Raw genomic sequence first — 16,110 nt, 5'->3', positions numbered from 1 at the left:
AATAAAGCACTGTGTTAGAATGATTTGAGTAGCAAGATTAAGGAGATGCATACTATGGTGCAACAAGCAGCATATAGCACACAACAGAAACGAGAAACTGCAGTTTTAGTCGGTGTAAATGCCCAAGTAGATAATCAATTTGATTATGATTCAACTATGCAAGAATTACAGGCCTTATCACAGACATGCCAGCTTGAAGTGGTTAGTCAAATAACACAAAATCGACAACAAGTTGATCATAAATATTATGTTGGTAAAGGTAAAATCGATGAAATTAAAGCATTTATTGATTTACATGATATAGATGTCGTTGTAGCAAATGATGAATTAACGACAGCACAGTCCAAAAGTTTAAATGATGCGTTAGATGTTAAGATTATTGACCGCACACAACTTATACTAGAAATTTTTGCATTACGTGCTAAAAGTAAAGAAGGGAAGTTACAAGTTGAATTAGCACAGTTAGATTATTTACTACCTAGACTACAAGGCCATGGAAAGAGTTTGTCACGTTTAGGTGGAGGAATAGGTACGAGAGGTCCAGGTGAAACCAAGTTAGAAATGGATCGACGACATATTCGAACACGAATAAATGAAATTAAACATCAATTACAGACAATAGTTGAACATCGAGAAAGATATCGAAATAAACGCGAGCAAAATCAAGTATTTCAAATAGCATTAGTTGGCTATACTAATGCAGGTAAATCGTCATGGTTTAATGTATTGTCTGGTGAAAGTACTTATGAGCAAAATCTATTGTTTGCTACGCTAGACCCTAAAACTAGACAAATCCAGCTAAATGAAGGATTTAATGTGATAATTACGGACACAGTAGGATTTATTCAAAAACTACCAACAACTTTAGTAGCTGCATTTAAATCCACTTTAGAAGAAGCCAAAAATGCTGATATATTATTACATATAGTTGATGCGAGCCACCCTGAATTTCGCTCACAATACGAAACAGTCAATCAGCTAATTCAAGAATTAGAAATGGACCAAATTCCACAAGTTGTATTGTTTAACAAAAGAGATTTATGCCCTTCTACAATGGCTTTACCAATGTCATCATCATTATCTGAATTTGTATCGACACAGCATCATTCAGATATTACAAAGGTCAAAGCGTTGTTAATTAAACAGATAAAAGAAAGTTTAACTTATTATTCAGAAACTGTGGCAAGTTCCAATGCACAACGCATATACTTTTTGAAACAGCATACACTAATAGAAGAAATGAACTTTAATCCTCAAAACAATTGTTATGAGGTTACGGGATATAGAAAATAACAAAAAGGAAGATTATACATGTCAGATTTAACACACACAATTGCAGAAGTAGAAGATATCTTAGCACCATTTTTTCAACAGATTGAAGACATTGCAGTTTTGAATCAGGAAAAAGTACTAGCAGCATTTCATCATGTAAAAGCAACAGAAAGTGATTTACTAGGAACTACTGGTTATGGATATGATGATATTGGAAGGCAGCATTTAGAAGAGATTTATGCACATACATTTCGAGCACAAGCAGCTTTGGTGCGTCCGCAAATTATTTCAGGTACACATGCGATTACAATAGCGCTTCAAAGTATGTTAAAGCATGGAGATGAACTACTTTATATTACTGGAAGTCCATATGATACTTTATTAGAAGTTATAGGCGTCAATGGTAATGGTATCGAAAGTTTAAAAGAGCATGGCGTTAAATATCGTGATATTCCATTAAAAGATGGTGATATAGACACTTCACAAGTTTTGAGCACGATTACTGATAAAACAAAAGTAGTTGCTATACAACGCTCTAAAGGATATGATCAACGACCATCTCTTAATATTGATAAAATTGAATGCGCTATTCAAAAAATTAAAGCACAATATCCGCATGTTATTATTTTTGTAGATAATTGCTATGGCGAATTTGTTGAAACACGAGAACCAATTGAATGTGGTGCAGATTTAATGGCAGGATCACTGATTAAAAATCCTGGTGGTGGTTTAGCTAAAATTGGTGGTTACATCGCAGGTCGTGAAGATTTAATTGAACGTTGTGGCTATCGACTAACGGCACCTGGAATTGGGCGTGAAGCAGGGGCTTCGGTCTATGCACTTCATGAAATGTATCAAGGCTTCTTCTTAGCACCACACATAGTGAGCCAAAGTTTGAAAGGCGCTTTATTTACGAGTCTTTTATTAGAGAAAATGCATATGCATACAACGCCCAAATATGATGTACCACGCACTGATTTAATCCAAACAGTACAATTTGAAACAAAAGAACAAATGATTTCTTTCTGTCAAAGTATTCAACATGCGTCACCTATAAATGCACATTTTAGTCCAGAGCCAAGTTACATGCCTGGTTATGAAGATGATGTCATTATGGCTGCAGGCACTTTTGTCCAAGGTGCATCTATCGAATTATCTGCAGATGGTCCAATTCGTCCACCATATGAAGTTTATGTCCAAGGCGGTTTAACTTATGAGCACGTTAAACTAGCGATTATTTATGCAGTAAAACAATTACAAGAGCAACAATTAGTATAGTCAGAAACATTTTAGAATATAAATGTAGTGGATTCAAATTGGAACACCAAAACTTTTTCTTTGGATATGGTTCTTACAATATTGGGTAGCGTAGATTAATTTATATCAGGATTTTATACAAAAGGCACCTCGTTCATTTAGTTTAGTAAAGTTTATTAAATGATACGAAAGTGTCTTGTTTTTTTAAGCATTTCAATATAAGACGACATGTTAATACGTATTATTTATGGCGAGACTCCTGAAAGAGCAGTGTCAGTCTATTTTATAAACCACATGACTTCGTATGATTAAGATTAATGAAGTATTAACCATTCTATGTTAGAAAACCTGACATATTTTTGTATTATAAAAAAAAGTATGCTAAATTGTTAACAAGTTCAAAAGTAGAGGTGAGGTTATTAGTGTCTAATGATAAATTAAGGCGTAATATGGCCGTATTCTCTATGAGTGTTGTAAGTAAATTAACGGAATTATCAGCAAGACAAATCCGTTATTACGAAACACATGAACTGATAACGCCCGAACGAACAGCAGGAAATAAACGATTATTTTCAATGAATGATTTGGAACGACTTTTAGAGATTAAAGCGCTTTTAGAAAAGGGTTTTAACATCAAAGCAATCAAACAAATTATTTTAGATGATCAAGGGCATTTAACAACTGATGAACAAGAGACTAGAAAAAGAATGATTGTAGATGCAACGCAAAAACCCATAGGTGAAGCATTGCCAATAAATCGTGGAGATTTATCCAGATTTATTAAATAAAGTAGTGGAGGATTCAAATATGCCAAAACGTACATTCACAAAAGATGACATTCGTAAATTTGCAAAAGAAGAAAATGTAAGATACTTACGCTTACAATTCACAGATATTTTAGGAACAATAAAAAATGTAGAAGTTCCAGTAAGCCAATTAGAAAAAGTGTTAGATAATGAAATGATGTTTGATGGTTCTTCAATTGAAGGATTTGTTCGTATTGAAGAATCAGATATGTATTTACATCCAGATTTAGATACATGGGTTATTTTCCCATGGACAGCAGGACAAGGTAAAGTAGCACGATTAATTTGTGACGTATATAAAACGGATGGTGAACCTTTTGAAGGGGATCCACGTGCGAACTTAAGACGTATCTTGAAAGAAATGGAAGACATGGGTTATACAGACTTTAACCTTGGACCTGAACCAGAATTCTTCTTATTCAAATTAGATGAAAAAGGTGAACCAACACTTGAGTTAAATGACGATGGTGGATACTTCGATTTAGCACCAACTGACTTAGGTGAAAACTGCCGCCGTGATATCGTTTTAGAACTTGAAGACATGGGCTTTGATATTGAAGCAAGTCACCATGAAGTAGCACCTGGTCAACATGAAATTGATTTTAAATATGCAGATGCAATTTCAGCATGTGATAATATTCAAACATTCAAGTTAGTTGTAAAAACGATTGCACGTAAACATAATTTACACGCAACATTTATGCCAAAACCATTGTTCGGTGTAAACGGTAGCGGTATGCACTTCAATGTGTCATTATTCAAAGGTAAAGAAAATGCCTTCTATGATCCAAATGGTGAAATGCAATTAACAGATGACGCATATCATTTCACAGCTGGTATTTTAAATAATGCACGTGGCTTCACAGCTGTATGTAATCCGATTGTAAACTCATACAAACGCTTAGTACCAGGTTATGAAGCACCATGTTATATCGCATGGAGTGGTAAAAACCGTTCTCCATTGGTTCGTGTACCTTCATCAAGAGGGTTATCAACACGTATTGAAGTGCGTTCAGTAGATCCAGCGGCAAATCCTTATATGGCGCTTGCAGCTATTTTGCAAGCAGGGTTAGACGGTATTAAAAATAAAACAGAAGTACCAAAACCAGTGAACCAAAATATTTACGAAATGAATCGTGAAGAACGTGAAGCTGTTGGCATTCATGACCTTCCATCAACACTTTATACAGCATTAAAAGCAATGCGTGAAAATCCAACGATTAAAAAAGCATTGGGTAACCATATTTACAATCAATTTATTAATTCTAAATCAATTGAATGGGATTATTACAGAACCCAAGTTTCTGAATGGGAGCGCGACCAATACATGAAACAATATTAATCGCTAAGCAAACAGGGGACCGACTTAGGGATAACAAGGAGTTAAGGCACTTTGCCTTAGCTTCTTTTTTATATAAAAGTGGACAACTAACCTATAAAAGAAAGCTATTTTTTCATTGGATGGTCAACTATTGGGCAACTCATTTTAAAATATATTCTTGATATATTTCTCAAAGTTTTCATTAGTATCATCATTCATCTTAAATTATTACAGAATGTTTAGATTTGATTAGAAAAGGTTTATATACTCTTTCAAATCACCAAGGTAATACGTTTTAAACTATAAAAAAAGAGTAGATAACAAATATTGTCAAAAACATTGTTATCATACTCAAAAATTTTTAGACGGCTAATTTGTTATATCTTCTTTAGTTAAAAATATAAGTATTTTCTATTATATTAATTCTAATAATTGATTGACATTTTCTTCAGTTGTTGCCCAACTTGTAGCAAATCTTACGACGCGATGATTTTCATCGTATTTTTCCCAAACTGCGAACTTTACTTTTTGTTGTAATTGTTGAATTTTCTCTTCGCTTAATATGAAAAATTGTTGATTCGTAGGTGAGTCGAAATAGACTCTGTAACCTTTGTCAATAAACCCTTTTTTCATTTTATTGGCCATGTGAATCGCATGACGACTGATGTCAAAATATAAATTGTTTGTAAATAATTCTAAAAATTGAATACCAACTAATCGTCCTTTAGCTAATAATGCACCGTGTTGTTTAATGCGTGTAGTGAAGTGTTTTGGTTCATTATATTGCGTAAAGACAATTGCTTCACCGCACAATGCACCAACTTTTGTGCCACCGATATAAAAAATATCACAATACTTTGCAATATCTGTGATATCTACGTCAGTTGCGTCGCTCATTACGCCATAACCCAATCTAGCACCATCCATAAATAATGGTATTTGATGCTTACGACATACTTCTGACAAAGCTTGTAACTCACTTTTTGAATAGAGCGTACCATATTCTGTAGGATGTGATATATAAACCATTCCCGGAAAGGCCATATGTTCTTTTTTGAAATCACTATTAAATGTTTCCAAATATTGTTTCACTGATTCTGCTGTAATTTTTCCTTCGTTTGATTCTAACTCTATTACTTTGTGACCGCTGAATTCAATGGCTCCTCCTTCATGAACGGCAACATGTCCTGTATTGGCTGAAATCACAGCTTCGTACGGTTCTAATACTGTACTTATAACGACTTGATTGGTTTGTGTGCCACCAACTAAAAATCTTACAGTCGCATGTGGACAGTCAATAATTTCTCTAATTTTATCAGCTGCTTGTTGAGAAAATTGGTCGGCACCATAACCGGCTTCTTGCATCATATTTGTTTCTATAAGTCGTTGTAACACTTTTTCATGTGCACCCTCTAAATAATCGTTTTCAAATGAAATCATGAAATTCCCCCTTAAATTAACAGAACTTTCTGAAAATATAATATGACAATTATAGCGCATTTTTCGTTGGAAATAAATTAAATTTCGCAATTAAATAATTGTAAGCGTTTTAAAGTTGATGTTAAAAGATACAGTAGTTTGATATTTAAAACTAAAAAAGCTATTATTTAAATTAGTAAATAAATATGAATAATGAATATAAATGACGCTGAAAGAGGGAAAGATGAATTATGTTCTTAGGGGTAACGGGAAATTTAGGTATTATATTTACATTTTTGTTAATCATTGGCTTTATATTGAACTTGATTTTAGCATTTATTATTATCTTTTTAGAACGTAATAGACGAAGTGCTACGTCAACATGGGCATGGCTTTTTGTGCTGTTAGTATTGCCACTCATTGGCTTTGTTTTATATTTATTTTTTGGTCGAACTGTGTCAAAGCGTAAAATGGAAAAACATAATGGTAAGGAGCTTAATGCATTTAAGCAATTGATAGATGATCAGATAAAAAGTTTTGACAAACATAATTATGGTACTAGCAATGAACTAGTAACAACACATCATGATTTAGTTCGCATGTTGCTTATGAACCAAGATGGCTTTTTAACTGAAAATAATCAAGTGGATGTATTTACGGATGGGCATGAGTTGTTTGATCAAGTTATAGAAGATATATACAATGCTAAACACTACATTCATTTAGAATATTATACGTTTGAGTTAGATGGTTTAGGTAAACGTATTCTTGATGCTTTAGAAACGAAGTTAAAAGAAGGTTTAGAAGTAAAACTCCTTTATGATGATGTTGGTTCTAAAAAAGTTGGCTTATCTAAATTTAAGCAATTTAAAGCACTTGGAGGCGAAGTTGAAGCATTCTTTGCATCGAAGTTTCCATTAATTAATTTTAGAATGAATAATCGTAATCATCGTAAAATTATAGTCATAGATGGTCAAAAAGGCTATATTGGTGGTTTTAATATAGGAGATGATTATTTAGGATTGGGAAAATTAGGTTATTGGAGAGATACACATTTTAGAATTCAAGGTGATGCAGTTGATGCCTTGCAAGTAAGATTTATTTTAGATTGGAACTCTCAAGCACATCGTACTCAATTTGAATATGATAGTAAGTATTTTCCTAAAAAAGATTATGGAGATGGTCATACACCACTTCAAATTGTGGCAAGTAGTCCGGCAGAAGATTGGCATCAAATTGAATTTGGTTATACTAAAATGATTATGAGTGCTAAAAAATCGATTTACTTACAGACGCCTTATTTTATACCGGATAATGCTTATATTAATGCATTAAAAATGGCAGCGAGTACAGGGGTAGAAGTGCATCTTATGATACCATGCAAACCGGATCATCCTTTTGTTTATTGGGCGACTTTTTCTAATGCGGCCGCTCTATTAGATAGTGGGGTGCATATTCATACCTATCAAAATGGCTTTATTCATTCAAAATTATGTATGATTGATGATGAAGTAGTGTCTGTAGGTACAGCTAATATGGATTACAGAAGTTTTGAACTTAATTTTGAAGTCAATGCCTTTGTATATGATAAAACGATTGCACAGCAATTAAAAAAAGCTTATCAAGAAGATATCAAAAAATCTAAATTGTTAACTAAAGAAAAATATAACCAACGTTCATTAAAAATAAAAATAAAAGAAGACATTGCAAAGCTCGTATCACCAATTTTATAACAAGTAGTTAAAGTATTGGAGTATTACCACCTATTGAAATATTTTCAGTAGGTGTTTTTTATGACAAATGTCATTCTAACATGATGACATTTGCATCTAATATCAAACGTCATTCCTTGTTATTGTTGTAATAGTCAAACAAGAGGTGATTTAGATGATTGAAGTAAAAGGTATAAAAAAACAATTTGGGAAAAAATTAGTGTTAAACGACATTAATTTGAAAATTCAAAATGGTAAATGTACGGCTTTTATCGGTAAAAATGGAGCGGGTAAATCAACATTGATTGATATTATTATTGGTAATTTAACTCCTAATGAAGGTCAAATTATAGATAAGTCAGAATTATTAGACCCATCAAAAATGGCTATTTTATTTCAAAAGACGCAATTTCCCAAAATGATAAAAGTGAAAGAGTTATTTTACTTACATCACGCATTATATCCACAAGCAATGTCACTTAAGACATTTAAAGCATTAACATTATTTGACGATGCTCAGTTAAATCAAATGGCTAATAAACTATCGGGTGGACAGCAACGGTTGCTAGATTTTGCCCTTGCATTGGTAGGGCATCCGCAATTACTCATTCTTGATGAACCAACAGCAGCAATGGATATAGAGACTAGAGAATATTTTTGGCAGGTGATTCAACATCTCAAAGATCAAGGAACAACTATTTTATATACGTCACACTACATTGAAGAAGTAGAGCGGATGGCTGATCATATTGTCTTATTAAAAAATGGTGTTATTCAAATGAACGACACGTTATCACAAATTCGCCAACAAGATGCGATGACATTTATTTATATACCTAAAAAATATCAAAAACAGCTTCATATTAATGAAAAGATACAAGAAACAAAGCAACAGCACATCATTAAAATATGTACCAAAGATGTTTCGCGAACGCTACAAGATTTGCAACAACAGCAAGTAAATTTAAATGAGATTGAGATACATAAAGCATCATTACTTGAAATCATGTTTAAAGATAATCATTCAAAAGAGGTGGAAACATTATGACGATGACTTTATTAACAACGGAATTAAAAGTTCTTTTTAGAAAAAAAGTGTATCTAATTTTTTCGATTTTATTACCTTTATTCTTTTATCTTATTTTTACGTCAATTTTAGATTTACCTAAAGCTCAACAACAAGTGTTTAATAAAGAATATATGTATAGTATGGTAGTGTTTAGTTTATTGAACTTTTGTATGATGTCGTTTCCTTTAGATATGATAGAAGAACGTGCCAATGGATGGTATAAACGGTTAATGGTTACACCTATGTCAATATCACGTTATTACGGTGTAAAAGTCGTGCGAACGATGATACAATTTTTATTATCGATTGTTATCATTTTTGTCGTTGCACATTTCTCTAAAGACGTTACGATGAGTATTGCTGAGTGGATGTTATCAGGTATATTACTTTGGATTGGCGCAAGTTTATTTTTAACCTTTGGTCTTGTTATTGCCCAATTTGATGATACGCAAAAAGCAAGTAGTATAGCTAATATGATATGTATATTGCTTGCAATAGCAGGAGGACTTTGGTTCCCAACAACAACTTTCCCCGATTGGATGCAGCAAGTATCAAAGTGGATGCCAACCTACCATTTAAAAGCGATTGCATATGACTTAAGTAAAGGTAGCGGAATCAATGTACAATCATTTAGTATTATATTTATATATAGTATATTTGCCTTAATCATTGCATTGTGGATAAATCATAGAAAAGATGTGTCTTAAATGAAAGAACGTTCAGTAACTATATTTTTAGCAGAAAAAATAACGCCACTCATTTATTTGATATTTCCAATATTGGCTACATTTTCAGATGATATAACACGATCTAAAGTTGAATATGTAAGCATTGTTATTGTATTTACTATCACATATATGATGATTATTTTTGGTTACACTAAGTGGCGAAATAATTGGCTTTTTATATTGTTTATTATACATTATGCGATTTTAATATATTTCGTATTTTGTAATACACCTATGAACACGTTATTTTTCTTTTTTAGTGCGTTTGCTTTGCCATTTATGTTAAAAGTAGGCATAAAATCTAAATTTTTTGTCTTATTTTGCATGGCGCTAGCAGCAGCTCTAATGATGCAATACTATATAGATCAAAGTCATATGTTTGTTTTATTAGTGTATTATTTAGTCATTTTAATGATGTGTCTAGGCAATATCCGAGCTGTTCATGAAAGACATTTAAAAGATCAATTAAATGCTAAAAATGAATATATTAATATGTTGATTACTGAACAAGAAAGAAATCGTATAGGTCAAGATTTGCATGATACACTAGGTCATGTGTTTGCAGGGATGACATTGAAAGCAGAACTAGCTACAAAATTAATTGACCAGCAACCAGAACAGGCAAAAGAAGAAATTGAAGCACTGGCAGATTTATCACGTCAAACATTGACTAAAGTTAGAGCAATTATCGAAGATTTAAAAACACAAACGTTTGATGAAGAGGTTCATGCTATCGAACATGTATTAAAAGATGCGAATATTTCTTTTGATTTTTATAATGCTAATATTGCCAAGACGATGAGCCCTGTACGTCAATCTACATTAGCAATGATATTAAGAGAAGCAATAAATAATATTATTAAGCATGCGCATGCGACCAAAGTAGAAGGAAACTTAATAAACAAACAAGAGAAAATTATATTATGTGTATCGGATAATGGTCAAGGTATGCGACAACCAGAAACTGTTCGTTTAAATAGTATAGAACAACGTGTTGCATATTTAAAAGGAACATTAGTTATTCATTCTAGTAAACAACAAGGAACGACCATTGAAGTTCATATTCCAAGAGGTGAGCAACTATGATTTCAGTTATTGTAGCGGAAGACCAAACAATGTTAAGGCAAGCGATGGTTCAATTACTTAATATGAGCGATGATATTAAAGTGGTAGAACAATTTGGCGATGGCGCTTCTGCATTAAGATATATCCAAAAGCACAGTCCTCAAGTAGCTATATTGGATATTGAGATGCCTGAGATGACGGGGCTGGAAGTCCTTGCTAAAGTGAGAGAAGGAAACGATTCAACTAAGATTATTATCGTAACGACATTTAAAAGACCAGGTTATTTTGAAAAAGCGGTTGCGAATGATGTAGACGCATATGTGCTTAAAGAACGTTCTGTTGATGATTTGATTGGCACGATAAAAAAAGTAATAACAGGGGAAAAGGAATACAGTGCTTCACTCATGACATCAATGATTTCTAATATGAATCCACTCACACACAAAGAACAAATTGTCTTAAGAGAAATTGGGCTGGGCCTCAGCAGTAAAGAAATCGCAAATAAATTGTATTTGTCGGACGGAACAGTGAGAAATTATACATCAGCTATTATTGATAAGATGGAGGCGGACAATCGCTTTGAAGCTTGGAAAAAAGCGTTTGAAAAAGGTTGGGTTTAATTATTTTGTAACTACTTTTTGGTTGCTAGACATTTTATCAACATGTTCAGCCAAAAGTCTCAAAACGTGTGCTACTTTGTCAGGTGGTGTATCACTAGCTAACGTATGTTTAAATGTGTAGCCTTCTTGTGTTTTTACGCAGTATACAAGAGCATCAGTTTCAATAATAATATCCATAATTTCCATTTTAAACACCTCATATCCCATTTGAATTTAATCACAGTCTAAAAACTTAACTTTTAAAATATTTTTCGTAAGAAAGTTCGTCTTTTAGTATCTTTACTTATATATACCACATTTTGAATAAAAATAACATTATTAAACTTTAATCTACAATTTTAAATCAAAAAAATGCCTTCAAAAGCTTGAAATTAGCTTTTGAAGGCATTATAGAAGAAAAACTATTTGTTGCGTGATGATTATTTATTATTACGCTTATTTATGATGTTTTGGATAAGATAAACTAGAAAACCTACGAATACCCCTAGTAGTATAGCGACTACAATTGATACGATGATAGGTAATTTAAAAATGATTTGGAGAATAACTCCTACAATTATAGCAATGACAGCTCCAATGATGGTAACGAGGCTCTCATTTTGTTCGCTCATATTATTCACTCCCAACTTTCAATAATATTATATCATGCTTTAAATAGAAGTGAATGGAATAACAGTGTAATTTCATATTGACCTTGATGAAGATAATTAGATATGATAATTGAGTAAATTTAAAATGAGGAGCAACTAATGAAATCCAAAAAGTCAAAATCAATTGTTATTTTTGCGGTCATAGTACTTATTGTCTTAGGTTTTCAATATATTAATCATACAGGACCTTTTCAATCTCTGTTATCACAATCTAAACAGCAATCATCTACTGATTTAAAAGGAAAGGAAAAAGTTCATATTATACGTGTAGTTGATGGTGATACCTTTGTAGCTCGTAATAGCAAAGGCCAGCAGCTTAAAATTCGTTTAATCGGCGTTGATACGCCTGAAACAGTGAAACCTAATACACCTGTACAGCCATGCGGTAAAGAAGCATCGCATTTTAGTAAAAAGAACTTAACCAATAAAGATGTTTATCTGGAATATGATAAAGAAAAAAATGATCGCTATGGACGTGTTTTAGCATATGTTTGGCTGGATAAAGATACATTATTTAATGAGCTATTAGTAAAAGAAGGGTTAGCTAAAGAAAAATACTTTGCACCTAATGGAAAATATAGAGACGTCTTTATCAAAGCACAAAACGAGGCGCAAAAGAAAAAAATCAATCTTTGGAGTTAGAAAAAGCCAGGAATGCCCATCTGCTTATGTGATTGTGGTTACATCACTTTATGAGAGGTGCATTTCCGGCTTTTTAATTATTAATCAAAACTTTTTGCAATGGTTTCGACTTGTTCTTTAGTCAGTGGATGTTTTGACAACTCTATAGCATGTCCAATGACGGATTTTAATGAAGATTTTGTAGAAACAGTATCTACATATTTTCCTCTTTCATCTGATCCTTCAATTATATTGACACTACCATCATTAAAGTACACAACACCAATACTTTGAATTTTGTGATTGAAGTGGTTTTCAATGCCGTCTTTTAATGTTTTAGAGTTCAGTGCTGCCTGTTGATAAGGATCTACGTCATAAAAATCAAAAATAACACGATTACTTTGTATTTTTTCAATAAACGTATATATTTCTTGACGTGATGAATTAAATTGGCTGTGATACTGCTTGGCAATGTAATGTCCAATGACTTGATCAATTGAACTAAAGCTAGATAAATTTAATTCATCCTTTACAGATGCGTCAAAATGGTAAAATGTTTTTTGCTTCCAATTTTTGACATCGATATTGATTAGACCTACATCTGAGACAACGATAAAGTCAAATGTTCTTAAATACTCGAAGAATGGATGTTTTGTAGCTAATTTACTAGTCTGAATAATTTCGTAGTATTTTAGCTGGCCATTCTTTTTGAAACTTTCAAGTATTTCTTTGACTTCACGTTTTGCATTTTTCTTAGCATGTGTGCTGACATCGTTATTAGAACTTAACATTTGATTTTTGAGTTCAGTATTTTCATTACTGAGAATCGCGTTCTTAGAAGTGAGTTGATTTTTAGCGTATACTTCTGTATCAATTCTACTTTGCATGTAGCGATGATGTAGTATAGAAGCTAAAATGAGTATCACTAATAAAATAATAAGCACTATTGACAAGGTCATTATTTATCACCTTACTCTGTTTATTTTGTATTGTTATATCATTAAAATACTCCTGATTATTAAAGATATTTTAATCATACAAATACACTGTAAATTATATACAGTTTAATTTATTAATTCAATCAATGCGTAGACAAAATGTGTAGCTTATTAAATATCTAAAGTTCAAATTAAAGCCAAAGTAACTATATATATAATTATAGGTAAATATGAAGTAACATGCAGTTTACCAAAAGTTCACAATTCAAAAATTGAAAATGTAGTACGAGCAAGTTATAATTGAGTAATGAAAGCGTTTCCTAAGGAGGGGTCGAATGGCTAAATTACAGGATTACAAAGCTAAGGACTTAGTAAATATTTTACTTGATAACTGTCCACAAGCTTTTAAATTTCATGGAGAAGTAGCCATGCAATTATTTTTGAATAATCAATTTGATCTTCCTTCTATAGTTGATTTATGTGTAGAGCGTAAGCATTTAACAGAAGTGATTACAGCTTTGCCTAATGATATTAAATTAACATACTATAATAAAAACAATCATGTTTTAGATACGAGTCAACTTGTTATTACAGAGGTCGTTCATATTACTGTAATGAACAACACTAGTTTATTATTAAATATATTTATATATGATGTAGCGAATGGTGAATGGATTTTTAGATTAGATAATCATGTGAGATTGCCTCAAAATAATATTTATTTCCATTCTTTGACATGGAATGTGGATTATATTAAACCAGAAATTGTACTAATGTATGATTTTTTAGATAATCAAAATTATCACCAATCTTCTAGTTATAAAAAAGTATTAGATGCATTAAGCTATTATCAATTTGTTATTTTACAGACTGTAGTAGGCGAAGATAAAATTAAAAAATGTCTTAATGAGTAATCAAACAAAATAACATATCGGGAAATATCATTTGTAGGAATAAGTATTGAAGTTTCCATTGGTAGTGTAAGTTGAGTCATGTTATCATCTTCATACATAAGGCACCTCGTTAATTTAGTTTAGTGAAGTTTATGAAATTATACGAAAGTGCCTTATTTTTTAAAGTATGTTGATGTTAAATTATATTTAAATACGACTTATTCAATAAAAAAGAAGCAGTCAGATGAGTTGAATTCAATTCATCTGACTGCTAATTTTCTGAAATTTATGTCCCAGCCTGTTTTGTCTTTGTTTAAACGTTATCGATGCATTTTCCGTGATAACAAAATTCATACGTTGCATGTACGGCTTTTTCAGCATCTTTAACTGAAATACCAAACATCATCGATATTTCAGAAGCACCTTGATTAATCATTTTTAAATTGATGTTAGCTTGTGCTAATGCATGCGTGATTTTATTTGCTGTTCCTACGGTCTGATTCATTCCTTCTCCTACAATCATTAAAATAGCTAAATCATGATCTACACTTAATTCATCAACTTCACACTTCTTACGTATTGCGTTTAGAACGTCTTCTTCTTTACCTTTAAGTTGATGTGAACGCATAATTATGCTGATACTATCGATGCCAGATGGCATATGATCAAATGAAATATTAAAGTCTTCTTATATTTGTAATATTTTTACAGTAAATCCAATTTGACGATTCATTAAATATTTTTTGATATTAATAACTGTAAAATCTTTATCACAGCTTATCCCACTAATGACATTATTTGCACTGATATCTCGGTCATGTTTGATAAAAGTGCCTTTATCTTGTGGACGGTTTGTATTTTTAATCACGACAGGTATGCGATGTTTGTAAAGTGGCTGAAGTGCTTCGTCATGGAAGACACCAAACCCTGCATAAGACAGTTCACGCATTTCTCGATATGTGATTTCTTTAATAAGCTCTGGATGTTTAATAACATTAGGATTGGCTTTAAAAATTCCAGAAACATCAGTGAAGTTTTCATAAAGTGATGCATTAACTCCACGTGCGATGATAGCACCTGTTATATCCGAGCCTCCTCGTGGGAATGTGACAATATAGCCATGTTTAGAAACACCAAAGAAACCAGGAATAATGATTTTTCCTTTAATGTTACGTAATTGTGCAATTCGCTCATAAGCTTGCTCCAATATTTGGGCTTGTTGCGGTAAATCAGTGACTAGAATTCCTGCATCCTCAGGAGATAAATACGTGGTATGTACCCCTTGCGTATTATTATAATCTGCAATGAGCTGTGCATTAAAATTTTCTCCACATGACAATAATGCATCATAGAGACGCGGTGGACGATTTTTTAATGAATGAATTAATTTTTCTAATGTCGTATCTATTGATTTGAGTATCTCGGTCGACATTTGAAGTTCATTAACAATGTCAGCGTATCGTTGCACAATTTGACGCTTCTTATCTTGATAATCTAAACCACTTGTTACTTTTTCATATAGTCGAATTAATAAATCTGTCGTTTTAATATCATTTTTATAACGTTTACCAGGAGCGGAAACAATGATAATTTTTCTTTCGTCATCAGCATTAACAATGTTTAATACTTTTTTATTTGAGATGCATTAGCGACGGAACTACCTCCAAATTTAGCTACTTTAACCAATGGAACCAACCTTTCTAAAAAATCAGAAAATTCTATTTAATTTTCTGATAGCA

General features: G+C 32.2%; 15 protein-coding genes and 1 pseudogene. 11 read left to right on the top strand and 5 right to left on the bottom strand.

The annotated features are described in order from the left end of the window. Positions 1-54 precede the first annotated feature (54 nt). The 4 genes from hflX to glnA all read left to right on the top strand — a co-directional run bounded on the left by hflX (position 55) and on the right by glnA (position 4,677). A complete protein-coding gene (gene hflX, locus AL499_RS02305; RefSeq protein ID WP_002492660.1) occupies positions 55-1,293 on the top strand; it encodes a GTPase HflX in 1,239 nt (412 codons plus the stop codon). Positions 1,294-1,311: 18 nt separating this feature from the next. After that, positions 1,312-2,550 (top strand): methionine gamma-lyase family protein, encoded by a 1,239-nt coding sequence (locus AL499_RS02300; protein ID WP_002492656.1) that lies wholly within the window; start codon positions 1,312-1,314, stop codon positions 2,548-2,550. Between the two features lie 428 nt (positions 2,551-2,978). Next, positions 2,979-3,317: a MerR family transcriptional regulator gene (locus AL499_RS02295; protein ID WP_012990857.1), complete on the top strand. Its 339-nt coding sequence runs from the start codon at positions 2,979-2,981 to the stop codon at positions 3,315-3,317. 19 nt (positions 3,318-3,336) lie between these two features. Continuing rightward, on the top strand, positions 3,337-4,677 hold the full coding sequence (gene glnA / locus AL499_RS02290) for a type I glutamate--ammonia ligase (RefSeq protein WP_037540365.1): 1,341 nt from the start codon (positions 3,337-3,339) through the stop codon (positions 4,675-4,677). 393 nt (positions 4,678-5,070) lie between these two features. Here the strand turns inward: glnA and AL499_RS02285 are convergent, their stop codons facing one another. Then, the gene (locus AL499_RS02285) at positions 5,071-6,096 is read right to left on the bottom strand and encodes a threonine aldolase family protein (protein ID WP_037540366.1); all 1,026 of its coding nucleotides are present in this window, start codon (positions 6,094-6,096) and stop codon (positions 5,071-5,073) included. 230 nt (positions 6,097-6,326) lie between these two features. Here AL499_RS02285 and cls point away from each other — a divergent pair, with 230 nt between their 5' ends. From cls to AL499_RS02260, 5 genes are all read left to right on the top strand, one after another. Beyond that, entirely contained in the window at positions 6,327-7,808 is a 1,482-nt protein-coding gene (gene cls, locus AL499_RS02280; RefSeq protein ID WP_002478254.1) for a cardiolipin synthase, read from the top strand. A gap of 154 nt (positions 7,809-7,962) precedes the next feature. Next, positions 7,963-8,835: an ABC transporter ATP-binding protein gene (locus AL499_RS02275; RefSeq protein ID WP_002492670.1), complete on the top strand. Its 873-nt coding sequence runs from the start codon at positions 7,963-7,965 to the stop codon at positions 8,833-8,835. Beyond that, complete coding sequence (locus AL499_RS02270; RefSeq protein WP_002459228.1) at positions 8,832-9,563, top strand: ABC transporter permease; 732 nt, start codon at positions 8,832-8,834, stop codon at positions 9,561-9,563. Before AL499_RS02275 ends, AL499_RS02270 begins: the two co-directional genes overlap by 4 nt. Continuing rightward, entirely contained in the window at positions 9,564-10,670 is a 1,107-nt protein-coding gene (locus AL499_RS02265; protein ID WP_002492667.1) for a sensor histidine kinase, read from the top strand. Then, positions 10,667-11,269, top strand: a complete 603-nt coding sequence (locus AL499_RS02260; RefSeq protein WP_002459226.1) for a response regulator transcription factor — start codon at positions 10,667-10,669, stop codon at positions 11,267-11,269. Before AL499_RS02265 ends, AL499_RS02260 begins: the two co-directional genes overlap by 4 nt. Here the strand turns inward: AL499_RS02260 and AL499_RS02255 are convergent, their stop codons facing one another. Together AL499_RS02255 and AL499_RS02250 are read right to left on the bottom strand one after the other, a co-directional pair. Beyond that, positions 11,270-11,455, bottom strand: coding sequence for a hypothetical protein (locus AL499_RS02255; protein WP_002478251.1), 186 nt, complete (start codon positions 11,453-11,455; stop codon positions 11,270-11,272). Positions 11,456-11,688: 233 nt separating this feature from the next. Then, on the bottom strand, positions 11,689-11,880 hold the full coding sequence (locus tag AL499_RS02250; protein WP_002459224.1) for a hypothetical protein: 192 nt from the start codon (positions 11,878-11,880) through the stop codon (positions 11,689-11,691). Between the two features lie 138 nt (positions 11,881-12,018). On the opposite strand from AL499_RS02250, the gene nucI reads away from it, so the two are divergent. After that, on the top strand, positions 12,019-12,561 hold the full coding sequence (gene nucI / locus AL499_RS02245) for a thermonuclease NucI (RefSeq protein ID WP_002492004.1): 543 nt from the start codon (positions 12,019-12,021) through the stop codon (positions 12,559-12,561). An 80-nt stretch (positions 12,562-12,641) separates the two neighbouring features. Here the strand turns inward: nucI and AL499_RS02240 are convergent, their stop codons facing one another. Next, positions 12,642-13,499 carry an NERD domain-containing protein gene (locus tag AL499_RS02240; RefSeq protein WP_002459222.1) on the bottom strand — a complete coding sequence of 286 codons (858 nt, stop codon included), beginning with the start codon at positions 13,497-13,499 and terminating at the stop codon, positions 12,642-12,644. Positions 13,500-13,813: 314 nt separating this feature from the next. On the opposite strand from AL499_RS02240, the gene AL499_RS02235 reads away from it, so the two are divergent. Beyond that, the gene (locus AL499_RS02235) at positions 13,814-14,392 is read left to right on the top strand and encodes a hypothetical protein (RefSeq protein ID WP_002459221.1); all 579 of its coding nucleotides are present in this window, start codon (positions 13,814-13,816) and stop codon (positions 14,390-14,392) included. A gap of 292 nt (positions 14,393-14,684) precedes the next feature. Here the strand turns inward: AL499_RS02235 and AL499_RS02230 are convergent. Next, a pseudogene (locus tag AL499_RS02230) lies at positions 14,685-16,057 on the bottom strand (aspartate kinase). Positions 16,058-16,110 lie beyond the last annotated feature (53 nt).

Origin of the sequence: Staphylococcus lugdunensis (assembly GCF_001558775.1) — a bacterium.
Lineage (GTDB): Bacteria > Bacillota > Bacilli > Staphylococcales > Staphylococcaceae > Staphylococcus > Staphylococcus lugdunensis.
Note: the sequence above shows the minus strand (reverse complement) of the source record. Positions and strands in the feature narration are given on the sequence as shown.